Below are 22,747 nucleotides of genomic sequence, written 5' to 3'. Positions count from 1 at the left end.
CGATTTAAGGCAAAGCAGTAGGCTTTGCCTTAAATTTTTGGAACAACCAACTAAGCCCAACTAACGACAAGCCTAAGCCGATAAACGAAATAGCTCGCAGCAACCCGGTTAAGTTTGCCATATCAATCAAGAACACTTTTAACACCACCAGCGCCAATAAGCCAAGGCCGAGCTTTTGTAATACCGTAATGGTTCTTAACTGCCCCACCACAACCACCAAGGCACCGATAACAAGCCAAACTAAAGAATAACTGTAAAGCTCGGCATCTGAGGTTGGCAAAGCAATATTTATAAACTCGCCTTGCCAGTTATGGCGAATTTCCGCATTGATATATAAAACACTCATCACACCTGCAAGTGCTGTAAACAGCTTTTGTAAATAGTGCTGAGATTTAGTCAGTTGGCTTGCCCAAATTGCAATACAGGCGGGGACTAACCAAAGTAATAGTAACCAGTTAATAATCGGCCAACTGCCTATATTTATCGGCTCAAAAAACGGATTTACAGCAGTAAAGCTTTTCAGTATTAGTAAGCCACTCAGTGTTAATAACGCAAAACCTGCTACTTGATAGAGTTTTGCCAATTGCGCAGTAAAGCGTGAACGCAGTAAATAAATACAACCTAATATACCCCAGTTACAGGTTAATAAAATATGCTCATACACAGACAAGTTCTCAAAGTCTGGGTAGTGCCCCACCAACTGATAGCTCGTCTCTGTGGTAAGAAATAAAGCAATACAATGAAGCGTTGCACCTTCTAGCCACACCCGAACAGATTGCTGCTGCCAGTGCCTCGCTGCAAAGTAAAATAAGCAAGCGCAAACTGGGTATACAACCAAACTCCAGTGCACACCGAGCAGCAACGCACCACTGTAATCAGCTGACCAAGGTGCAAAGCTTAACCTAACTAGTAAAGCGCCAACTAAGCTCTTAAGCGGCCAAGTAGGTATGCTGAGTGACTGTTTATTGACATAAAAACTGATCAACAACACTTGCGCAGCAAGCGCTAAGGTCAAGCTGTTGCCTTCAAGGAGCATGGTTAACGCTAAGCTAATATTGGCATTACCGCCAAGCCAGTAACTAAATACCCGCATTGGATTTGTGCTATTAATTGATAACTTAAATAACCAAGCAGACAGTGCCAGTAATACAAAGCACCAAACCGGATACGCCGTCATCAAGGCATGTTCGGGAGTGATGACATATAAGCAACTAATAATCACAAAACTTGAAAGTGAAGCAAGTAAAGCAAAACCTAAGCGTTTAGGGTATTTACGACCAAACAAAAACCCATAACCCGCAAACAAAGCAATAAAAAACAGCCCTGCTCCGTAATTTTGCCGAAATACAAAAAGCTGCTCAGAGTAATCAACAGAATTGTATTGCCCTGTTAGCAAACACATTACACTCACCACAGCTAGTATCAGCCAGTGATCCCATGCACTGTTTTTTAATACCAAAAGAAGCAGTAAAGCCACTAACGACAACATACTAAGCTGCCAAGTAAGCAGATCATTATGACTGATGAGTAAAAGGTAAAGTGGCACGACAACAGCTATCAACAGAGGGTTGTCGGGCAGTTGCTTAAGTAGTGTTTTAAAGCGATGTGGACGGTATTCTATTTGTTTAATACTCAGCCCTAGGCGCGGAATCGCAATTAACAATACGATGCTAAATAGAGCATAAAGATTAATAAACCAATGCAGGTTTTTAGCTGCACTCATCGCAACTAAGTAATACCAGCCTAAATGACCTGCCCATAACAGATACCACAGCCAATGCCGTTTTACGTAATGCGCGACTAGCGAAGCAGAAACACTAACAAAAGCAACATAGGTTAGCAGCGCTATAAAGTCATTGCTCCCGGTATTGACCCAAACCGGGACACTGTAGGCGCCAATAATACCAATGACCGCAAGCACTGGACCAAAACGCAGAGCCATCCAGCTTGCTGCTACAGAAACTAAGGTTAAAATGCTAAATGCAGGTAAAGCTTGCAGTAAGCCATAATGGCTGTAGGCCAGCAAGGTCAATGCAAAACAACTAATAAAGCTGCCACTTGCCAGCGCCGCGGGAATATAGTTGCTAAACCCATCAAAGATAATACCTTTGCGATGTAAAACCTCCGCCGCAACAATTAAGCTCAAACCAAAAATAGCGCCAAGCGTGAGTCGCATGGTTTCAGATAATAAGCCTGCCTCCAGTGAATAGCGGGCTAAAAAGATACCGCCAAAGGCAAGTGCAACCGCTCCTACCCAAGTTAACCAATTGGCTTTGATTTGTGTAACGAGTTGGCTTACTAGCTGATTTAAAGTCGCAGGCTTGGATTTTGTTTGCTCTGGCTTTTTAGGGATAGCCTCAATCGGCTCAATAACGGCTTTCGGCTCTGGTTCAAATTTTGCTGTGTCAGTCAGTTCGGCGTTTGAATTATCAAACTGGTTTGCAGTATTTGCTTGTGGATTATGACTATATGTCGCGTTAAGCTTTACTCGAAGAGCAGCTACTTCTCGCTTTAAACTGGAGAGTTGAAAAAAGGCAAAAATACCCGCAATGGAGCCACCGACAACAACTAGTGCTAGTAATACTAGTAACGCAATACCGCCATCCATACTCTCTCCTTGTGTATGCTTTAAACAAAAAAAGCAAAAGCCTTAATTGTTTATACAATAAACACTTAGCAAGAGTAAATAAACAACGATATTGCGTTTTAGCCGGTTAAGACTGTTCAGTCACCGTACGCTCTAAGGTCATTTTAAAACCTGAGTCTGTGGTTTCATCGTGTTCAATCACTAAGATATAGTTACCCTCTTCAGTAAAATCCATATCGCTTTGTTGTAATAACACAATCTGTTGACCATTATCTTCAAACACCACATAAGTTGTATAAACTTCGTTATCAACTACCTGCTCTTGTTGGTCGTATTGATCTAACCCTTCAACAACATTGCTAGTATCTTCAACCGTTTCACCATTGAGGGTGAAGTACACATCAACTTCGTCAATTTCTTGCCCTGCATAGCTATCAATTAAGTTAACCACAGTAACTGCGTGACTGTAACTGCTTGGAGTTAGGTTTTCTTCAATGGTCATCATACGAGGGCCGTAATCTTTGTCATTGTAGAAAAGACCAACCGCACTTTGCTCACGCTCTAATGTCATTAAGAAGTTATCAACAATAGTATCGCCAGCTTCATCTAACATAGCGACACTATAACTATTTGGTGACATGCTCATGTATTCAGAGTAACTATCGTTGCTAACAACTTCGGTGTTGGTCGCCGTTGTGCCTCGGGTTACTTTAAACTGGGTTTGCGTGTAATCATCTATTGTATTGATAAAACGCAGCTGACCTTGCGCGTCTTGGTGGTTTAGTTGTGTTACTGAGCTACTAGCCGTCACAACATCAAGCGTAATGCCATCTTCTTCTGTTGCATAACTTGGACGGATCATCGCCATGTACGTTGCTTCATCATTAAAGTACACGGTTGGTGATTCAAAAATCACATCAGTGCTGCCGCTAGAGGTAATATAAATAGTGTAATAACCTTCCTCAAGCGTCGCTAATTCTGGCTCAACGAGGTATTGCGAAGTCATTAATAACTCAGCGGTATCAAATAACCCGTCGTCAGTAGCAACGTATACATCGTAAAGGTTATCTTCACCAACGATATTAAAAAAGCCAACATTGAATTCATCTTCATCGCTTGACGTCGGCACACTGAGCTCAGTAAAAATTGGTTCAGCAAAATCACCGTTCATTACTAGCAACTGAGTTTGATCATTTTTAATTTTGATTGTTTCTTCATCGATGGTGATATAACTATCATTGGCATCAACATATTCAAAACTGAGTTCATACTCCCCCGAACTGTAGTTATGACGAGTTGATACATCACCAAAATCTGCGCCCGAACGTTCAGTGTCATCAACAAATAAACGTGTGTATGGGCTGTTGTAAGAGCCATTGTACAGTTGCACATAGCCACTGTTGCTACTGCTGCTGTCATCGCTTGAACAGGCAGCCAGTACCGAAAGCAAACTTGAGGCAACAATTGTTTTAAGCAGAGTGCTTTTCATGGAATTTTTTCCTTATTGTTTGTAATACCCCATTCTGACTCGAATAGTGCGAAAAAATTCTATGTTTTACAAACTATTACCTTCACTTACAGTTACTTACGATAAGGTTAAAAAGTGTAGAAAATGATGTAGAAAAGCACTTAATTAATCATAATTATGGACAGAAAATCATATTTATAGTGAAAGCAGCTTACTTTTACACGAAAAGTAAATAATGATTACATTTTAGGCGCTTATGCAATCAAATCAGATAAATTATTAGATAGTTAAATTTGCGCTATGCAGCACAAAAAAATTAGCAAATAATGGTGTTCACACAAACGGGATTAGAATGAGGACTATGAACACGATTTTAACCACACAATGCGATGATGATGTTGGTCTAATTGCCAAGATCACCGGTCTTTGTCATCAGCATAATTTAAACATTACACGTAATAACGAATTTGTAGATAAAGACGCTAAACGCTTTTTTATGCGTACAGAGTTAAGCGGCGTTATTTCAGATGATTTTTTATCAAGCCTTGCTGAGCTACTTCCTGATGGCGCAGAGCTTGCCCTGCACAGCAGCGAAAAAACTAAAGTGGTATTGCTTGCCACTAAAGAAGCGCACTGTTTAGGTGGTGTATTACTAAAGCAATTCGAAAAAGCCTTAAACATCGAAGTACTGGCTGTGATTGCCAACTACGCCGACTTAGCGCCACTGGCTGCAGGCTTTGATGTGCCATTTCATGTGGTATCGCACGAAGGCTTAAGCCGTGCGGAGCATGATCAACAAGTCGGTGATTTAATTGCCAGCTATCAGCCTGATATCATCGGCCTTGCTAAATATATGCGTATTTTAAGCCCTGAATTTGTGGCGCGCTTTGAAGGTAAGATTATTAATATTCACCATTCATTTTTGCCAGCCTTTATTGGCGCAAAGCCTTACCATCAGGCATTTGAGCGCGGTGTAAAAATTATTGGCGCGACCGCTCACTTTGTTAATAATGAGCTCGATGAAGGGCCGATTATTTTACAAGATGTGACGCATGTCAGTCATGCTGATACCGCAGAGATGATGGCAAAAATGGGTAAAGATGTAGAGAAAACTGTGTTCTGTAAAGCGCTGCAACTCGCATCTGAACATAAACTGTTTATCAATGGTAATCGAACCGTGGTGTTCGCTTAAGCAATAAAATGAAGAGGCTGAGTGGCCTCTTTATTGTTTTTATTATCTTTTGTTATGCCGACTCAATAGGCTCTAATTGTAACTTAGAGGCAATTAATACCGCTTGAGTACGGTTATACACACCTAGCTTTCTAAAAATTGCTGTAATGTGTGCTTTAACGGTTGCTTCAGAAATATGTAACTCGTAAGCAATCTGTTTGTTTAACAAGCCTTCGTGCAAGTATTGCAACACCTTGTATTGCTGCGGCGTCAGTGAAGCCACTTGCGCTGCAATTTCTTTGTCTTCGCCATCTACGGCAGCCACTTTATCTTTAAGCTCAAGTGGAAGCCAAACATCGCCTTCAAGAATGTGGTTAATTGCCAGCGCAATATCATCTGATGAAGATGATTTAGGAATAAATCCCATCGCACCATAACCCATTACTTTAGAAACTACATTGATGTCTTCGCTGCCAGAAACAACAGCTATTGGTAAGCTTGGATAGTCTTCGCGAATGCGAATAAGGCCGTATAAATCGCCATTGCCTGGCATGTGAAGGTCTAGTAGTAAGATATCAAGATCTTCTTGCTCGCTCAGCACCTGCAAGGTGGTATCAAAGTTTTCCGATTCAAACACTTCTAAATCAGCGAACTTAGCACTCAATGCCCCTTTCAGCGCTTCACGAAATAACGGATGATCGTCCGCTATTAAAAACTGACTCATGGTTCACTCCTAATAAATTCGGCTGACACCTATTTCTAAGTGACAGCCGATATACTACGTTTAGAATCAACTTCTAATCAAGTTTTTAACGCGATTTTAACGATTTAATCGGTTTTCGATTAGCTCATCAACAACGCTCGGGTCGGCCAGTGTAGAAGTATCTCCAAGCTGTTGGTGCTCATTTGCCGCAATTTTACGTAAAATTCGACGCATGATCTTACCAGAACGAGTTTTCGGTAAACCTGGAGACCATTGGATCATATCTGGTGATGCAATTGGGCTTAACTCTTTACGAACCCAGTTACGTACCTCTTTTGTTAGTTCATCGCTCACTACAACACCCTCATTTGGAGTGATGTAAACATAGATGCCCTGACCTTTAATATCATGCGGGTAACCTACGACTGCAGCTTCTGCTACTGCTTCGTGAGCAACCAATGCACTTTCGATTTCTGCAGTACCTAGGCGGTGACCTGATACGTTAAGTACGTCATCTACACGGCCTGTGATCCAGTAGTAGCCATCTTCATCACGACGACAACCATCACCTGTGAAGTACACGCCTGGGTATGCTGAGAAATAGGTTTGTTCAAAACGTTCATGGTCGCCATAAACTGTTCGTGCTTGTGATGGCCAGCTATCTAAAATAACAAGGTTACCGTCAACCGCACCTTCTAGTGTATTACCCTCAGCATCAAATAATGCTGGTGCAATACCAAAGAATGGACGTGTTGCTGAGCCTGGCTTCATATCTGTCGCACCTGGTAATGGTGTGATCATGATGCCGCCAGTCTCTGTTTGCCACCAAGTATCTACGATTGGGCAGTTTTCGTTACCAATATGTTCGTAATACCATGCCCACGCTTCTGGGTTAATTGGCTCACCTACAGAACCCATAACACGAAGACTTTTACGAGTTGAAGTCGCTGTTGGCTCATCGCCTTTCGCCATTAGAGCACGAATAGCAGTTGGTGCTGTGTAAAGAATAGTCACGTTGTGCTTATCAATTACTTCACCCATACGGCCCGCTGTTGGGTAAGTTGGTACACCTTCAAATACGACTTGCGTGCAGCCATTCACTAATGGGCCATAAGCAATGTAGCTGTGACCTGTGATCCAGCCCACATCGGCACTACACCAGAAAATATCGTCTTCTTTAAGATCAAATACATATTCATGTGTCATTGATGCATAAACAAGGTAACCACCGGTAGTATGAACCACACCTTTTGGTTGACCCGTTGAGCCTGAAGTATAAAGAATGAAAAGCGGATCTTCTGCATTCATTGGCTCTGGTTCACACTCAGCCGGTAAGTCAGCGACAAGCTCATGCCACCAAACATCATGACTATTCCATTCAACTTCACCACCCGTTAGCTGATGAACAATAACGTGCTCAACGGTGGTTACAGAGTCTTGTGATACCGCTTCATCAACATTTGCTTTAAGTGGTACGCAGTTGCCAGCACGGCGACCTTCGTCTGAAGTAATTACCACTTTAGCGCCTGAGTCATTAATTCGGTCAGCAATCGCTGATGGAGAGAAACCACCAAATACTACAGAGTGAATAGCACCAATACGCGCACACGCTTGCATAGCGTAAATAGCCTGCGGTGTCATTGGCATGTAAATAGCGACACGGTCACCTTTTGATACACCTAATTTTTTAAGGCCGTTGGCTAGCTTAGCTACTTCGTCGTGAAGCTGTTGGTAGCTAATATTTTCGTTGTGTTCAGGGTTATCGCCTTCCCAAATAAGAGCTGTTTTATCGGCTTTAGTGGCAAGGTGGCGGTCAATACAGTTGTAAGAAGCGTTAAGTTGGCCGTCTTCATACCAGCGAATGCTGATGTGGCCTTTGTCGAATGAGGTGTTCTTTACTTTGTTATAAGGAGTTGACCAATCAAGGCGTTTACCGTGCTCTCGCCAAAATCCTTCAGGGTCATCAATAGATTGCTTGTACAGTGTATTATATTTATCGTTATCAACTAGTGCTGCATTCTTGATATGCGCTGGTACTGGATAGATACTTTCTGACATTGTTGTCGTCTCCATTTTAATTACTTGCCTACGGCCTGCTTCAAGGATCACTCAGCAAAGCCCCTGAAAGTATTAGACCTTAGTTGTATATCTTGTCATTTAACAAAAAACTTTAAAATTGCCTTCTATAATCTAGTCCAATGTTAGGTTGGATGCGATTTAACTACCCATTCCACCTTAGTCTAATAGACCAATAGATAATTGAGAGAAGTCATTTCTTAAACAACAGTGATACAACAACATTAATGCAATCAACAAGTAGCTTCGACAGGAATACACATTATGACAACAACAAAAGTAACCGCATTAAAGACACTCACAGCTTCAGCTGTTTTATGTGCACTTGCAGGTACCGCTAACGCCGCAACCATTGGTAACACAGACGTTTCTTATGGTGGCTATGTAAAACTTGATGCTATGTGGAGTGATTACTCTGCAGGCGTACCAGCTGGCGGCAGCATTGGCCGTGACTTCTATGTACCAGGTACAACACCGGTAGGCGTAGACAGCGATAGCGATGCAGTATTTGACATGCATGCCCGCCAATCTCGCTTTAACCTAGGTACAGCAACAAAATTAGACGATGGGAAAACCATCAAAACTAAAATTGAAATAGACTTTATTGCTTCAGCGCCGGGCGGTAACGAACGTGTTAGTAACTCTTACGCGCCTCGTATTCGTCAAGCATTTGTGACTTATGATGGTTGGTTATTTGGTCAAGCTTGGTCAAACTTTCAAAACGTAGGTGCATTACCAGAAACACTCGACTTCGTCGGTCCTGCAGAAGGTACTGTGTTCGTACGTCAAGCACAGGCACGTTACACTACCGGTAATTGGTCATTCTCTATCGAAAACCCAGAGAGCACAGTCACAGTTGGCGGCGCACGTGTAGCTACTGATGATGCATCAATGCCTGACTTTACAGCACGTTACGCACATAAAGCTGACTGGGGTGAATTAGTATTTACCGGTCTTGCTCGCCAGTTAACTTATAAACAAAATGGCATTGATGCAGATACATCATCGTTCGGTATCAGTGCATCTGGTAAAGTAAATTTTGGCCAAAACAACCTTAAATTTATGTTAACTCAAGGCTCAGGTTTAGGCCGCTACATTGGTTTAAACGTAGCCAATGGTGCTGTGCTTGACGGTGATGATTTAGATGCAATTGATTCAACATCAGGTTTCATTGCCTATCAACAACACTGGAACAGCCAATGGCGCTCAACTTTCCTTTATTCATTCTTTTCAGCAGATAACAACACAGATTTACTTGCTGTGACTGGCGACCCTACAGAAATGAGCCAAAGCTATAGTGCCAACCTTTTGTATTCGCCTGTTAAAAAGCTTACATTTGGTGTTGAGTTTAAACATGCTGAGCGTGAGTTAGAAAGCGGTGCTGACGGCGATATGGACCGTCTGCAGTTCTCTGCAAAATACGTATTTTAAGATTTAAACTTATTTTACTTCCTGAAGCGGCTTCGGCCGCTTTTTTTATATCTCCTTTTTATATTTCTGTGCCCTTTAAACTTTTTTGCAAACAATTACTCACTAAAACAGTAAACCCTAATTGCAAATTATTTTCATTTAGATTAAATTACGCATTAATTTCACTATTCATTGAACTAATTGGAACTTTGCATGTCATCAACAAAATTTTTGCGCTTATCTCAATTAAGCCTTGTGACCTCAGCACTTTTAAGTGGCCACGCTTTTGCAGAACAACAAAAAGAAGAACAAGCAATTGAAAAAATTGCCGTGTATGGCCAGCATCATAAAAACTACATCACTGAAGAAGCACAGTCAGCAACCAAATTAGGGCTAACAATTAAAGAAACGCCACAGTCAATCTCTGTTGTATCACGTGCGCTAATGGATGACTTCTCACTCGATAACCTTAATGCTGTACTTGAAAGCACACCGGGTGTCACTGTTGAGCAAATAGAAACTGACCGTACTTATTTTAAAGCTCGTGGTTTTGAGATCACCAACTTCCAAGTTAATGGCATGGGTATGCCGCAAGACAACGGTTCAATCCAAGGTACTCTTGATACTTCTATTTTCGATAGTGTTGAAATTGTACGTGGTGCCAATGGTTTAATGACAGGTGCTGGTAACCCATCAGCAACAGTCAACATGGTTCTAAAGCGCCCTACTTATCAAACGCAAGTAAATGCGTCTGTATCGTATGGTTCTTGGGATAACAAGCGTTTAGAGCTTGACGCTTCAACTGCTATCAACGAAAACCACGCTGTACGTGCTGTATTTACCAAGCACAAAACTGAGTCATACCTTGACCGTTACGAGCAAGATAAAACAATTTATTACCTAGCCTACGAAGGCCAGCTAACTGATAGCACAGTAGTAACTGCAAACTATGTAAATCAAAAGAAAGATGCTGATAGCCCACTGTGGGGTGCCTTACCGCTTTATTACAGCGATGGTTCAGCAACAAACTTTGACGCTTCAACTAGCACAGCGTCTGATTGGTCATACTGGAATAACACAACTGAGCAGCTGTTCTTATCAATTGAGCAAGCAATTACCAATACTTGGTTCTTAAAAGCCAGCTACGCACACCTAGAAAATGAGCAAGACTCAGAGCTTTTCTATGTTTATGGTACACCTGATAGAGAAACAGGTCTTGGCTTAACGGGTTATGCGAGTGAATATGACCACAAAGATAAGCACGATATTTTAGATATTTACGCAACGGGTAAATTTGATTTATTTGGTATGGAACATGATCTGTCGTTTGGTGTAAACCAAGCAGATATGGATAACAAAGATAAATCATTGTATGACCGTACAACAGGCAATGGTTTCCCTGCAATGCCTGAGCTAGGTGGTTGGGATGGTGTTGCGCCAGTGCCAACACTTACCGATGGTTTAACAGGTGCTGATATCACCAGCCGTCAACGCTCAGCGTATATTTCAACACGTATCCGTGCAACTGACTCATTCAGTGTGTTAGCAGGTGTGAGCCAAGTAAATTGGGAAACTGAAGGTGCCTCTTACGGCGTTGCAAAAGACAAAGATAGCGACCAAACTGTGCCTTACTTCGGTGCTGTGTATGATATCAACGAAAGCTTCTCAACTTATGCAAGCTACACAGAAACCTTCGTACCGCAAACAGAGCGTGACATCAATGGCGATTACTTAGATCCAATCACAGGTAAAAGCAGCGAAGTTGGTGTGAAAGCACAGCTACTTGATGACGACTTATTTGTAACAGTTGCTTACTTTGACGCTAAACAAGTTGGCCTTGCTGTTGCTATCCCTGATTCATTACCTGATGACACTCGCTACTATGGCGCAGATGGCATTAACAGCGACGGTATTGAAGTAGAACTTAGTGGTCAAATCAACGAAACACTGAGTGCGAGCTTTAGCTACAGCAACCTAAACATTGATGGTGATGAGTTAGTAAAAGACTACACACCTGAAAACCAGTTCAAACTTGCTGTAACTCATAAAGTGCCTGAGATTGATGGTTTAACCTTTGGCCTAAACTATCGTTGGCAAGACGATACAAAGCGCGTACAAGTGCGTGATGCGGCAACAAATGCTGCACTTATCACCACAACGCAAGATGCGTACGGCCTATTAAACCTAATGGCAACCTACGATATTAACGACAATATGAGCGTTAACTTGAACGTTAATAACGTGACCAACGAAAAGTACATCCATAGTCTTTTCTGGGCTCAAGGTTATTACGGCGCACCGCGTAACTACTCAGTGTCTTTCAACTGGCAGCTGTAAGCTTGAGCTAGAAGCTGTAAGCTGTAAGCTGTAAGTTGTAAGTTTTAAGCTGTAAGCTGAAAGTTTTAAGCTGTAAGCTGTAAGTTTTAAGCTTTAAGCTTTAAGCTTTAAGCTTTAAGCTTTAAGCTTTAAGCACATGAAAGAGTTGCAAGAGTAAAGTTTACCTTTTCTAACTTTACTCTCGCTAACTTTACTCTCGCTAACTTTCCCCTTGCTAACTTTACTCTCGCTAACTTTCACCCATAAAAAAACCGCTAACTATGTAGCGGTCTTTTTTGTGTTAAGTGCGGGTCAAATCACGCTTAACTGTACTCTTTTGCGGTGTTTATAGCTCGTCTTCAGCTAATAGGCCTGCATCTTCACCATCTTCTGGTTGTTCTGTTGCCTGAAGTAATAGCATCTCACGTAACTTACCTTCGATCTCATCTGCGATCTCTGGGTTGTCTTTTAAGAACTTAATTGAGTTTGCTTTACCTTGACCAACTTTGCTGCCATTGTAGCTGTACCAAGCACCTGATTTTTCAACAATCTTATGCTTAACACCTAGGTCAATTAACTCGCCTTGTTTAGAAATGCCTTCGCCATACATGATGATGAACTCAGCTTGTTTAAACGGCGGAGCAACCTTGTTTTTAACAACTTTAACGCGAGTTTCGTTACCAACAACCTCGTCGCCTTCTTTCACAGAACCAATACGACGAATATCGATACGTACTGAAGAGTAGAATTTAAGTGCGTTACCACCTGTTGTTGTTTCAGGGTTACCAAACATAACACCAATTTTCATACGGATTTGGTTGATGAAAATACATAGTGTGTTTGAACGCTTGATGTTACCTGTAAGCTTACGTAATGCCTGTGACATTAAACGAGCTTGTAGACCCATGTGTGAGTCACCCATGTCACCTTCGATTTCAGCTTTAGGTGTTAAAGCTGCTACCGAGTCAACAATCACAACATCAACAGCACTTGAACGAACTAACATGTCACAGATTTCTAATGCTTGCTCACCAGTATCTGGTTGAGAAACAAGTAAGTCATCAATGTTTACACCCAATTTTTGTGCGTATACAGGATCTAGAGCGTGCTCAGCATCTACGAATGCACACGTTTTACCTTGCTTTTGAGCTTCAGCGATAACTTGTAAAGTAAGCGTTGTTTTACCTGATGATTCAGGACCATACACTTCAACAATACGACCCGTAGGCAAACCACCAATACCTAGTGCGATATCGATACCTAGTGAACCTGTTGAGATTGCTTCAATATCTAGGGCTTTATTGTCGCCCAGTTTCATAATTGAGCCTTTACCAAATTGACGCTCAATTTGTGATAAAGCAGCGTCTAAGGCTTTTTGTTTGTTATCGTTCATTCTGTTCTCCAAATCCGGCTAATGCAGACAGTATACTGTATGAAATCACAGTATCAAGCTAATTTTCAGATTTTATCAATTCAATTATATTTTTTAATGAGTAAACAATAGCTTGCAGTCTAACTTCAGCTCGATCGCCAGAGAAAACTTGCTGACTTGGGTAGTTTTGACCAGCAAAATGAATGCAAAACCATACTAATCCCACAGGTTTATCCAGTGTTCCACCACCGGGGCCTGCTATTCCCGAAATAGCTATTGCGATATCTGAATTTGCTGCTTTTGCTGCCCCCGATGCCATTTCAACAACGGTTTGCTCACTCACCGCACCAAAGCTGTTTAAGGTCTGCTCGCTAACGCCAATGAGCTCATGTTTTGCTTGGTTACTATAAGTGACAAACGCTCGATCAATATAATTAGAACTGCCTGGGGTATCGGTTAGTGCATAACTCACTCCACCACCAGTGCATGACTCTGCGGTAGTGATCCATAAGCGTTTATCCGTTAAAATAGCTCCTAATTTCGCAGCAAGTGTTTTAATCTCTTGATGTAATTCCATATTCAGCCTTTGGGTAAATACATGTCGTTTGATCTTTATGCACCGCACACTATAAAACAACAAACCCCTATGATGCAGCAGTATCTAAAAATAAAAGCCGAGCACCGGGATATTTTATTGTTTTATCGTATGGGCGACTTTTACGAACTTTTCTTTGATGATGCCAAGCGTGCAGCGCAACTTCTTGATATTTCTCAAACCCATCGAGGTAAAGCCGGTGGCGATCCCATTCCAATGGCAGGCGTACCCTATCACGCAGTCGAAAACTACTTAGCTCGCCTTGTACAAATGGGTGAGTCAGTAGCTATTTGTGAACAAGTTGGTGACCCAGCGACTAGCAAAGGCCCTGTTGAGCGTAAAGTTGTACGTATTGTTACACCGGGCACAATTTCTGACGAAGCGTTATTACAAGAACGCCAAGACAACTTACTAACCAGTGTATGGCAAAATAAACAAGGCCTATATGGTATTGCTTACTTAGATATTAACTCTGGCCGATTCAATGTGTTAGAAGTTAATACCGATGAAGCATTTAGCTCAACATTACAGCGTTTAGCCCCTGCTGAGCTGCTTTACAGTGAAACATTTGCAAATGTGCACTTAATTGAACATATCAAAGGTGCGCGTCGTCGCCCAGAATGGGAATTTGATCTAGATACAGCGCAGCATTTACTTTGCGATCAATTTGGCACCAAAGATTTAGTTGGTTTTGGAGTAGACAAAGCACACGCAGCTTTAGTCGCTGCAGGCTGCTTAATGCAATACGTAAAAGACACTCAGCGTATAGCCCTGCCGCATATTCGTGCAATCACCCTTGAACAAAACGAACACGCGGTGATCTTAGATGCAGCAACTCGTAAAAACCTTGAACTAACGGTTAATTTATCGGGTGGTTACGAAAACACTCTTGCGCAAGTACTTGATAAAACAGCCACAGCTATGGGGTCACGCTTATTAAAGCGTCGTATTCATACCCCTGTGCGCAGCAAAACAGAGCTCAACTCTCGACTAAACGCAATTAGCGCAATTATCGATGCGCAATTATGTGGTGAGCTACAAGAGTCATTAAAGCAAATTGGCGATATTGAACGTGTTATTGCACGCCTAGCGCTTTGCACTGCTAGGCCGCGAGATTTAACGCGCCTGCGTAGCGCGCTGCAAGCTCTCGCGCCACTTCACGAACTATTACTAGATGCTAACGATCCGCGTATTAGTCAAATTATTGCTAAGTCGCAACAGTTACCTGAACTACAAGATTTACTAGAGCGTGCTGTAATCGAAACCCCACCGGTGCTTATTCGTGATGGGGGTGTGATTGCACCAGGTTACAACAGCGAACTTGATGAATGGCGAGCGCTAAGCCAAGGTGCTACCGATATTCTTGAAAAGCTTGAAGAGCGTGAGCGTGAGCGCACTGGCATTAGCACCTTAAAAATTGGTTATAACAAAGTGCATGGCTTTTTTATTGAAGTAAGCCGCGCTAACTCACATTTAGTTCCTGCGGATTATATTCGCCGCCAAACGCTAAAAAATAATGAGCGCTATATTATCCCAGAGCTTAAAGAGCATGAGGATAAAGTACTTGGTAGCCAGTCAAAAGCGCTAGCGCTTGAAAAACAGCTTTACGAGCAACTCTTTGAGTTTATTGCTCCGCACATTGAGCAGCTACAAACAATGGCAGCTGTTCTAGCAGATTTAGATGTACTGAACAATTTAGCCGAACGTGCACAAGCGCTTAATTATGCTAAGCCAACTCTGTGCGATAACGATAACATCAGTATTAAGCAAGGTCGCCACCCGGTAGTAGAGCAGGTAATGAAAGACCCGTTTATAGCTAACCCTGTAGAGCTTAATAACGACCGTAAAATGCTGATTATCACAGGTCCAAATATGGGTGGTAAATCGACCTATATGCGCCAAACTGCACTTATTGTTCTAATGGCTCACATTGGTTGTTACGTTCCTGCTGATAGTGCAGAAATTGGGAATATTGACCGTATCTTTACGCGTATTGGCGCAAGTGATGACCTAGCATCAGGACGCTCAACCTTCATGGTTGAAATGACCGAAACAGCAACTATTTTAAATAACGCCACAGCACAATCACTGGTACTGATGGATGAAATTGGTCGCGGTACCTCAACTTATGATGGCTTATCGCTTGCCTATGCAACGGCTGATTATTTAGCATCAAAAATTGCCGCTAAGACCTTATTTGCAACCCACTATTTTGAGTTAACCGAACTGGCCGAGCAAAAAACGGGGTTAGTTAATGTGCACCTAGATGCCATTGAGCACAACGACACCATTGCCTTTATGCATACCGTGCTTGAAGGCGCAGCAAGCAAGAGCTTTGGTTTACAAGTTGCTGCCTTGGCTGGTGTACCAAAAGCGGTTATCCAACAAGCAAAACAAAAGCTTAAAATGCTTGAGAACCATCAACCTGTTACTGCTCCTATTGAGCAACAACAGCAAACATTAAGTTTTGATGATGAGCCTTCTGAGCTTGAATTAACCTTAAAACAGCTTGATCCAGATAGCTTAACGCCAAGACAAGCACACCAACTACTGTATCAATTAAAAGATTTACTGTAGTGAAATAAAAGAGGCATAAAAAAAGCTGACGTAACGTCAGCTTTTTTGTGTGTTCTAGACCCGAAGGCCTATGTATTGTTGTCAAATTAGGTGAATTGGTCGAATAGGCTATCTGTACTTAACCCTTCGTGTTGCAAAATGTCTTTTAAGCGACGTAATGCTTCAACTTGTATTTGTCTTACACGTTCCCGTGTTAAGCCAATTTCACGACCAACATCTTCAAGGGTTGATGGCTCATAGCCTAGTAAACCAAAACGACGAGCAAGTACTTCACGCTGTTTCGGGTTTAACTCTCCAAGCCAATCAACAATGTGCTTGTTAATGTCATTACTCTGTACTTCGCCCTCTGGACCATAGTCTTTCTCATCGGCGATAATATCTAATAACGCTTTGTCATTTTCACCGCCGATAGGTGTATCCACCGAGGTGATTTTTTCGTTTAAACGCAGCATCTTAGTGACATCTTCAACCGGCTTATCTAAGCACTCTGCAATTTCTTCTGCGGTTGGTTCATGGTCAAGTTTCTGCGTTAATTCACGGGCTGTTCTTAAATAAACATTAAGCTCTTTAACCACGTGAATAGGTAAACGAATCGTACGTGTTTGGTTCATGATGGCACGTTCGATAGTTTGACGTATCCACCAAGTTGCATAAGTTGAAAAACGAAAACCACGTTCTGGGTCAAATTTCTCAACGGCTCTGATAAGGCCTAAATTACCTTCTTCAATAAGGTCTAGTAGCGCAAGGCCACGGTTGTTATAGCGGCGGGCAATTTTCACCACTAAACGTAAATTACTTTCAATCATTCGCTTGCGAGAGGCTTCACAGCCTTTCAGTGCTTTTCGAGCAAAATAAACTTCTTCTTCTGCGCTTAGCAGCGGAGAAAAACCAATCTCACCAAGATACAGCTGTGTAGCATCTAAATTCTTGGCAACTTCTTCTTTTGCAAAAATTTCATCTTCGTTGTCGACTTCTTCAAGTAATTCAGAAGACTCTTCTTCGACTACCGTGTCATCAAATTTATCGTCAATCGCGTCAGTTTTTTTCTCAAGTTTTGCTGTGTGACCCATAAGCGTCCTCCCGAGCAAATATGTGATTGAGCTAAATCACTTTATCAATACCCTAAATGGCTAAGGTAGATACTTAGCAGGATTGACTGCTTGACCCCGATAACGAATTTCAAATCTCAAAGCCGTAACCGAAGAGTCTGAACTGCCCATTTCTGCTATTTTCTGCCCTGCCTTTACTTCCTGTTTTTCCTTTACAAGCAACTTTGAATTGTGCGCGTAAGCGCTTAGGTAATCATCATTGTGTTTCAATATGATTAAATTACCGTAACCCCTCAATGCGTTGCCCGCGTATACCACAGTTCCATGTGCAGCAGCTAAAACAGAAGCCCCTTGTTTATTAGTGATCTGTAATCCTTTAAAGCCGTTCTCTTTATTAGAGAAGCGTTTTGTGACTTTACCTTTTGCAGGCCAGCCCCATACAACTTTGGCATTAGAATTACGCTTTTTTTCACTAATTATTTTGTTGGCTTGTTTCTGAACATACTCTCGTTGTTTTGGCTGATCAAGCCCTTTCTTTAATTTTTTGTTATTTTTTTGTATAGAAACAGTAGACTTTTTACTCGAATTCGTATATTTTTTCGTCTTTTTTGATTTTTGTGCCGATTTTGTGAGCGAAATACTCTGCCCAGGGAAGATGGTATAAGGTGCTGGAATATCGTTTATTTTTGCGAGCGTTCGAAAATCTTGCTGAGCGCTAAAAGCAATTGAATACAAAGTATCGCCCTTTTTGACTACATATTTTGAGCCAGAGATATTTACTTTGCGTGTGGCGGGTTTAACTTTATTATCTAAACTACTAACCGGTGCCGGTGCTTCGCGAGAAGTACAACCAAAGAGCAAAATACTAAGAAACAAAGTAACATAGACTGTTAACTGCCTGCTCATCGTAAAATGCTCCTTATCGTACTAGTTTAATGGTTTTGCGGGTTATCGTAGTAAAAAGTACGCAACCACAACTAAAACAACTAATCCCCAGCCAAGCGCTTCAACATATTGACGTAATTTTTGCTCCATTTTAACGCCGCCCCACTTCATTAAAGCCGACACTAAGAAGAAACGCGCGCCACGACCTATTGCCGAGGCAATTAAAAATGGCAAGAATGCCATTTGCATCAAACCTGCACCTATGGTGAAAACCTTATAAGGTATAGGAGAGAAGCCCGCTAAAAACACCACCCATACACCATAGTTTTCAAACCAACTTAGCGCTGTGTCAAATTTAGCTTGCCAACCCATTTGCGCAATCAGCGGCTCAACTACAGGTTCGAATAACCAAAAGCCAAGTAAGTAACCTAAAATACCGCCAATCACTGAAGCAATAGTCGTAAAGCTGGCAAAGCGCCATGCTTTATCTGGCTGAGCAAGCGACATAGGGGCTAGCATGACATCCGGTGGCACCGGAAAAAAAACAGATTCAGCAAAACTCATCCCTGCTAAATAACGCTCCGCATGACGGTGTTTAGCCCATACCAGCGCCATATCATATAACTTAGTAAACAACTTCAAAGTATAACGTCCTATTCAATATCACCAGGTACCAAAGGTACAAATCTTACTGGTGCAACTTTATGTTCTGTAAATGTATCGCCATTTCTAACGACCATCATTAATTGCTGATCTTGCTCACCGATAGGTGCAATCATAACGCCCCCATCAGCAAGTTGTGCCAGAAGTCCTTGTGGCATAGTGGCCGCAGCGGCAGTAACAATAATCCCCTCAAATGGAGCTTGCGACTGCCAGCCTTGCCAACCGTCACCGTGTTTCATGGTGACATTATATAAATCAAGCTTATGCAAACGGCGTTTTGCTTGCCATTGCAATGCTTTAATACGCTCTACCGAGCACACTTTAGTGAAGGTTTTTGCCAATATTGCCGTTTGGTAGCCAGAGCCTGTGCCAATTTCGAGCACTTTATCACGTACGCCTGCTAAGCGAAGCAGCTCTGTCATGCGTGCGACAATATATGGCTGCGAAATCGTTTGTCCTTGACCGATTGGCAATGCGGTATTTTGATAAGCTTTGTGCTGCAAAACATCATCAATAAAAATGTGTCTGGGTGTTGAGGCAATCGCTTCAAGCACCGTACTGTCTTCTACACCCTCGCGTTTTAATAATTCAGCTAATGCCAATGCACTGCGATTATAATTAGTCAGCACTATTAATCTCCATATTTGCTAACCAGCTATCGACGGCTTGTAAGCTCTCTTTCGCCGTCATATCAACACTAAGTGGGGTCACTGATGCATAACCATTATTAATGGCATAAAAATCAGTGCCTTCACCTGCATCACTTTCAGCACCAAGGGTACCATACCAATAAATGTCACGGCCCCATGGGTCTTGTTGCTTCGTCATGGTTTCAGCTTTATGACGCGAACCTAAACGGGTTACCTTAACTCCTTTAAGCTCTGTAAGCGGAATATCTGGCACGTTTAAGTTGATGATTTGATCTTTCGGTAATGGGTGCGATGCCAACTCTTTGATAATACTCACCGCAACCGCAGCTGCAGTTTCAAAGTGATTTCCTTCTTTAGAGCATAACGACACAGCAATCGCCGGCAGTCCTAAGTGGCGCCCTTCAGTGGCCGCTGCTACTGTACCTGAATACAAGGTATCATCACCTAGGTTGGCGCCGTGGTTTATTCCTGCAACCACTAGATCTGGCTGCTGCTCGACTAATTCATTAACTCCCAAATGCACACAGTCAGTCGGCGTGCCATTAATCGAAATAAAGCCATTATCAAGGATAGTTGCACGAAGTGGATTCATGAGCGTTAATGAATTACTTGCGCCACTACAATTACGATCTGGCGCTACTAAGGTCACATCTGCTATTTGCGTCAATGCATGATACAAAACCGCAATCCCTTTAGCATGTACGCCATCATCATTGCTCAATAAGATTTTCATTTACGCATCCTTTTGTTTTTGTTCTCTGGGGCTTGTATCTTGATAGTCCACCAGCTCACGCAGCAGGGCGGTAGCAAAACAGCCTTTTGGTAAACCAAAACTTAACTTTAAAGTAGTTTCATCAATCGTTTCAACAGCTAATGAATCAGGAATAAGTCGTAACATTCTACGCTCATTCTTAAGGCCAAGTTCGCTAAGGCCATCTATCCAAGACTGATAAGGTTCGAGCCACACTTTTTCGGTTTCGGTCAGGCCTTTTTCGCCTTTACCAACCATAGGTGCCGACATCACAATATCGCCAGACGCTAAGCGCGCAATATTGTCATCACTAATATTGTCTTCAAAAAATGCATTACTGCCGCTGAGCATAAACACTTCGCGGTGCATTGTTTTCGCAAGGCCATGCTCGGCAACTCGCATACTCACGATCTCATTAAATACATAAGAGCGCGCAGCTGAAATAACTAAGCCACGCAATTTTTTATCGCGGATACGCTCACCAGCAAACATGCGCTTTGCCATTTCAAGGTTGTGACCACCATGGCCAAAGCGCTGCTCACCAAAGTAATTAGGCACACCAGCACGCACCGCGTTGATACGGCACAAAATATCCAGCGGCTCAGTGACATTACGTAATGTAATGGTAAAGCGATTGCCTTTATGGCAGCCAGTTCTGAGCTTACGGTTATGGCGCTGTTGCGATATTACAAAAAACTGCTCGTTATTCAGCTCACTAAATTCTATGTGCTTTTTAATGGGAACTGGCACGCTAAACCATTGGGTACACACGCCATGACGGTCTTTTAAGCCTGCATAACTCACATCACGTGGAGATACCCCTGCTTTTTCGGCAATGCGTTTCGCAATAAACTGAGTATTTTCGCCTTTTTTTACAACCTGCAAGCAAACATGTTCACCAGAACCGGTAAACTCAATACCTAAGTCTTCATCAACCATGAAGTCTTCAGCATGAGTTTTAAAGTCAGCCTTAGAAAGAGGTTTACCGTATAGGTAGTTTAACTCACTCATGCGCTTTGTTTGCTCATAATCACCACTGCGTGGCTTGAGATACCTTCTTTACGACCTTCAAACCCAAGCTTCTCAGTGGTTGTTGCTTTCACATTAACTTGTGAAATATCAGCTTCAAGGTCTTGGCATAAGTTTTCACGCATAGCTTGAATATGTGGCAACATTTTTGGTGCTTGCGCAACAATCGTGACGTCGGCATTGCCAAGTACATAACCTTGCTCTTTAGCAAGCCCAACCACGTGGCGTAGTAAAATTCGGCTATCAATATTTTCGTATTCGCTAGCAGTATCAGGGAAATGCTTGCCAATATCACCCATTGCCAATGCGCCTAAAATGGCATCACACAATGCGTGAATGGCAACATCACCATCTGAATGAGCTAAAAAGCCTTGTGGGTAATCTATTTTTTCACCACAAATTACCAACGGGCCTTCGCCGCCAAATTTGTGTACATCAAAGCCATGGCCAATTCGAATCATGAGGTACTCTCGTTTTGTTGTTTTTGCAGTAAAAATGCTGCTAAATCTAAATCTTCTGGGGTGGTGATTTTAATGTTGTCACTGCGACCTGCAACCAGCTTAACAGGCTGCTTAGCCCATTCAATTGCCGATGCCTCATCAGTGATAGTCACACCATTTTTAAGGGCACTTGATAGCGCATTAGTCAGCGCTTGATAAGGGAAAAGCTGAGGGGTGAGTGCCTGCCATAAATCATCACGTGGCACCGTTTGCTCACTGTGGGTATGACCGCGCTTAATGGTGTCTTTTACTTTTGACGCTAAAATACCGCCTTCATTGGCAGCGATACATTCAGTTATTAAACGCTGAATATCAGCAAGACACACTAACGGCCTTGCCGCATCGTGAACAAGTACCCAATCAGGTGGGTTGTCAGCAAGTGATAGCAAGGCGTTAAGCACAGAATCAGCGCGCTCTTTACCACCACTCACACGCTCAATACGCTTATCTATGTGTGGTAAATCAGCAAAGTAGCCGTCATCATCGCTAATTGCTACTTTGATGGTGTTTAATTCGTTAAGTTCTGCAAGTTTACTTAGGGTATGTTCTAAAATAGTTTTACCCGCAAGTTCAATATACTGCTTTGGCGCCGAATGCTGCATTCGACTGCCAACTCCCGCAGCGGGAACAATGGCGGTGATAGTTTGCTTAGTGTTCATTTTGCTGTTGACCTGGTAATACGCGAATAAAGGTTTCGCCAGGTTTAATCATTCCTAATTCATTACGCGCCCGCTCTTCGATGCCCTCTTGACCGAGTTTTAAGTCTTCAATATCGGCTTTGAGCACTTTATTGCGCTTTAATAATTTCGCATTGGTGTCTTGATGAGAGGTAACCGCTTGTTTTAAACGAGTGTAATCTTGCACCCCATTATGGCCAAACCATAAGCGGTACTGAATAAATAAAGCCAAACACAACAAGGCGAATTGAAAAACCCGCATTGAACA

Annotated in this window: 19 protein-coding genes and 1 pseudogene; 5 read left to right on the top strand and 15 right to left on the bottom strand. The window is 42.3% G+C overall.

Annotated features, from left to right (window positions below; all coding sequences use genetic code 11):
• Nucleotides 1-4: 4 nt before the first annotated feature.
• Together PASHI_RS05470 and PASHI_RS05465 are read right to left on the bottom strand one after the other, a co-directional pair.
• Nucleotides 5-2,608 (bottom strand): DUF2339 domain-containing protein, encoded by a 2,604-nt coding sequence (locus PASHI_RS05470; RefSeq protein ID WP_062564844.1) that lies wholly within the window; start codon nucleotides 2,606-2,608, stop codon nucleotides 5-7.
• Between the two features lie 106 nt (nucleotides 2,609-2,714).
• Nucleotides 2,715-4,076, bottom strand: a complete 1,362-nt coding sequence (locus PASHI_RS05465; RefSeq protein ID WP_062564843.1) for a hypothetical protein — start codon at nucleotides 4,074-4,076, stop codon at nucleotides 2,715-2,717.
• A 340-nt stretch (nucleotides 4,077-4,416) separates the two neighbouring features.
• Between PASHI_RS05465 and purU the strand changes: the two genes are divergently transcribed.
• Nucleotides 4,417-5,247, top strand: a complete 831-nt coding sequence (purU, locus tag PASHI_RS05460; RefSeq protein WP_062564842.1) for a formyltetrahydrofolate deformylase — start codon at nucleotides 4,417-4,419, stop codon at nucleotides 5,245-5,247.
• Nucleotides 5,248-5,299: 52 nt separating this feature from the next.
• Here the strand turns inward: purU and PASHI_RS05455 are convergent, their stop codons facing one another.
• Together PASHI_RS05455 and acs are read right to left on the bottom strand one after the other, a co-directional pair.
• Nucleotides 5,300-5,950, bottom strand: coding sequence for a response regulator transcription factor (locus PASHI_RS05455; protein ID WP_054551155.1), 651 nt, complete (start codon nucleotides 5,948-5,950; stop codon nucleotides 5,300-5,302).
• A 96-nt stretch (nucleotides 5,951-6,046) separates the two neighbouring features.
• Entirely contained in the window at nucleotides 6,047-7,987 is a 1,941-nt protein-coding gene (gene acs, locus PASHI_RS05450) for an acetate--CoA ligase (protein WP_054551154.1), read from the bottom strand.
• Nucleotides 7,988-8,269: 282 nt separating this feature from the next.
• Here acs and PASHI_RS05445 point away from each other — a divergent pair, with 282 nt between their 5' ends.
• From PASHI_RS05445 to PASHI_RS22405, 3 genes and pseudogenes are all read left to right on the top strand, one after another.
• Nucleotides 8,270-9,436, top strand: coding sequence for a DcaP family trimeric outer membrane transporter (locus PASHI_RS05445; protein WP_062564841.1), 1,167 nt, complete (start codon nucleotides 8,270-8,272; stop codon nucleotides 9,434-9,436).
• Nucleotides 9,437-9,628: 192 nt separating this feature from the next.
• On the top strand, nucleotides 9,629-11,752 hold the full coding sequence (locus tag PASHI_RS05440) for a TonB-dependent siderophore receptor (RefSeq protein ID WP_062564840.1): 2,124 nt from the start codon (nucleotides 9,629-9,631) through the stop codon (nucleotides 11,750-11,752).
• Nucleotides 11,753-11,917: 165 nt separating this feature from the next.
• Nucleotides 11,918-11,998, top strand: a pseudogene (locus PASHI_RS22405) (hypothetical protein); the annotation flags it as partial.
• 79 nt (nucleotides 11,999-12,077) lie between these two features.
• On the opposite strand, the gene recA reads toward PASHI_RS22405, so the two are convergent.
• Nucleotides 12,078-13,124, bottom strand: a complete 1,047-nt coding sequence (recA, locus tag PASHI_RS05435) for a recombinase RecA (RefSeq protein ID WP_054560894.1) — start codon at nucleotides 13,122-13,124, stop codon at nucleotides 12,078-12,080.
• A 58-nt stretch (nucleotides 13,125-13,182) separates the two neighbouring features.
• Complete coding sequence (locus tag PASHI_RS05430; protein ID WP_062564839.1) at nucleotides 13,183-13,680, bottom strand: CinA family protein; 498 nt, start codon at nucleotides 13,678-13,680, stop codon at nucleotides 13,183-13,185.
• A gap of 21 nt (nucleotides 13,681-13,701) precedes the next feature.
• On the opposite strand from PASHI_RS05430, the gene mutS reads away from it, so the two are divergent.
• Nucleotides 13,702-16,275, top strand: a complete 2,574-nt coding sequence (gene mutS, locus PASHI_RS05425; protein WP_055021014.1) for a DNA mismatch repair protein MutS — start codon at nucleotides 13,702-13,704, stop codon at nucleotides 16,273-16,275.
• Nucleotides 16,276-16,361: 86 nt separating this feature from the next.
• Here mutS and rpoS read toward each other — a convergent pair whose 3' ends face one another.
• From rpoS to ftsB, 9 genes are read right to left on the bottom strand one after another with little or no spacing between them, the layout of a single operon-like run.
• Nucleotides 16,362-17,345 carry an RNA polymerase sigma factor RpoS gene (gene rpoS, locus PASHI_RS05420; RefSeq protein WP_062564838.1) on the bottom strand — a complete coding sequence of 328 codons (984 nt, stop codon included), beginning with the start codon at nucleotides 17,343-17,345 and terminating at the stop codon, nucleotides 16,362-16,364.
• Between the two features lie 60 nt (nucleotides 17,346-17,405).
• Nucleotides 17,406-18,230 (bottom strand): peptidoglycan DD-metalloendopeptidase family protein, encoded by an 825-nt coding sequence (locus PASHI_RS05415; RefSeq protein ID WP_055021015.1) that lies wholly within the window; start codon nucleotides 18,228-18,230, stop codon nucleotides 17,406-17,408.
• Nucleotides 18,231-18,272: 42 nt separating this feature from the next.
• On the bottom strand, nucleotides 18,273-18,851 hold the full coding sequence (locus tag PASHI_RS05410) for a YqaA family protein (protein ID WP_054551145.1): 579 nt from the start codon (nucleotides 18,849-18,851) through the stop codon (nucleotides 18,273-18,275).
• An 11-nt stretch (nucleotides 18,852-18,862) separates the two neighbouring features.
• Nucleotides 18,863-19,501: a protein-L-isoaspartate(D-aspartate) O-methyltransferase gene (locus tag PASHI_RS05405; RefSeq protein WP_054551144.1), complete on the bottom strand. Its 639-nt coding sequence runs from the start codon at nucleotides 19,499-19,501 to the stop codon at nucleotides 18,863-18,865.
• Nucleotides 19,491-20,255, bottom strand: a complete 765-nt coding sequence (surE, locus tag PASHI_RS05400) for a 5'/3'-nucleotidase SurE (protein WP_062564837.1) — start codon at nucleotides 20,253-20,255, stop codon at nucleotides 19,491-19,493. Before surE ends, PASHI_RS05405 begins: the two co-directional genes overlap by 11 nt.
• The gene (truD, locus tag PASHI_RS05395) at nucleotides 20,256-21,284 is read right to left on the bottom strand and encodes a tRNA pseudouridine(13) synthase TruD (RefSeq protein WP_062564836.1); all 1,029 of its coding nucleotides are present in this window, start codon (nucleotides 21,282-21,284) and stop codon (nucleotides 20,256-20,258) included.
• Entirely contained in the window at nucleotides 21,281-21,763 is a 483-nt protein-coding gene (gene ispF, locus PASHI_RS05390; RefSeq protein WP_055198208.1) for a 2-C-methyl-D-erythritol 2,4-cyclodiphosphate synthase, read from the bottom strand. The genes truD and ispF overlap by 4 nt, the downstream gene beginning before the upstream one ends.
• Nucleotides 21,760-22,461: a 2-C-methyl-D-erythritol 4-phosphate cytidylyltransferase gene (ispD, locus tag PASHI_RS05385; protein ID WP_054560902.1), complete on the bottom strand. Its 702-nt coding sequence runs from the start codon at nucleotides 22,459-22,461 to the stop codon at nucleotides 21,760-21,762. Before ispD ends, ispF begins: the two co-directional genes overlap by 4 nt.
• Complete coding sequence (ftsB, locus tag PASHI_RS05380; RefSeq protein WP_054560903.1) at nucleotides 22,451-22,741, bottom strand: cell division protein FtsB; 291 nt, start codon at nucleotides 22,739-22,741, stop codon at nucleotides 22,451-22,453. The genes ispD and ftsB overlap by 11 nt, the downstream gene beginning before the upstream one ends.
• Nucleotides 22,742-22,747 lie beyond the last annotated feature (6 nt).

Source organism: Pseudoalteromonas shioyasakiensis (genome assembly GCF_001550135.1).
GTDB classification, from domain to species: domain Bacteria; phylum Pseudomonadota; class Gammaproteobacteria; order Enterobacterales; family Alteromonadaceae; genus Pseudoalteromonas; species Pseudoalteromonas shioyasakiensis.
Note: the sequence above shows the minus strand (reverse complement) of the source record. Positions and strands in the feature narration are given on the sequence as shown.

Coding starts and splice junctions, on each gene's coding strand:
- PASHI_RS05470 (WP_062564844.1), bottom strand. CDS start 2,608: ATGGATGGCGGTATTGCGTTACTAGTATTACTAGCACTAGTTGTTGTC.
- PASHI_RS05465 (WP_062564843.1), bottom strand. CDS start 4,076: ATGAAAAGCACTCTGCTTAAAACAATTGTTGCCTCAAGTTTGCTTTCG.
- purU (WP_062564842.1), top strand. CDS start 4,417: ATGAACACGATTTTAACCACACAATGCGATGATGATGTTGGTCTAATT.
- PASHI_RS05455 (WP_054551155.1), bottom strand. CDS start 5,950: ATGAGTCAGTTTTTAATAGCGGACGATCATCCGTTATTTCGTGAAGCG.
- acs (WP_054551154.1), bottom strand. CDS start 7,987: ATGTCAGAAAGTATCTATCCAGTACCAGCGCATATCAAGAATGCAGCA.
- PASHI_RS05445 (WP_062564841.1), top strand. CDS start 8,270: ATGACAACAACAAAAGTAACCGCATTAAAGACACTCACAGCTTCAGCT.
- PASHI_RS05440 (WP_062564840.1), top strand. CDS start 9,629: ATGTCATCAACAAAATTTTTGCGCTTATCTCAATTAAGCCTTGTGACC.
- recA (WP_054560894.1), bottom strand. CDS start 13,124: ATGAACGATAACAAACAAAAAGCCTTAGACGCTGCTTTATCACAAATT.
- PASHI_RS05430 (WP_062564839.1), bottom strand. CDS start 13,680: ATGGAATTACATCAAGAGATTAAAACACTTGCTGCGAAATTAGGAGCT.
- mutS (WP_055021014.1), top strand. CDS start 13,702: ATGTCGTTTGATCTTTATGCACCGCACACTATAAAACAACAAACCCCT.
- rpoS (WP_062564838.1), bottom strand. CDS start 17,345: ATGGGTCACACAGCAAAACTTGAGAAAAAAACTGACGCGATTGACGAT.
- PASHI_RS05415 (WP_055021015.1), bottom strand. CDS start 18,230: ATGAGCAGGCAGTTAACAGTCTATGTTACTTTGTTTCTTAGTATTTTG.
- surE (WP_062564837.1), bottom strand. CDS start 20,255: ATGAAAATCTTATTGAGCAATGATGATGGCGTACATGCTAAAGGGATT.
- truD (WP_062564836.1), bottom strand. CDS start 21,284: ATGAGTGAGTTAAACTACCTATACGGTAAACCTCTTTCTAAGGCTGAC.
- ispF (WP_055198208.1), bottom strand. CDS start 21,763: ATGATTCGAATTGGCCATGGCTTTGATGTACACAAATTTGGCGGCGAA.
- ispD (WP_054560902.1), bottom strand. CDS start 22,461: ATGAACACTAAGCAAACTATCACCGCCATTGTTCCCGCTGCGGGAGTT.
- ftsB (WP_054560903.1), bottom strand. CDS start 22,741: ATGCGGGTTTTTCAATTCGCCTTGTTGTGTTTGGCTTTATTTATTCAG.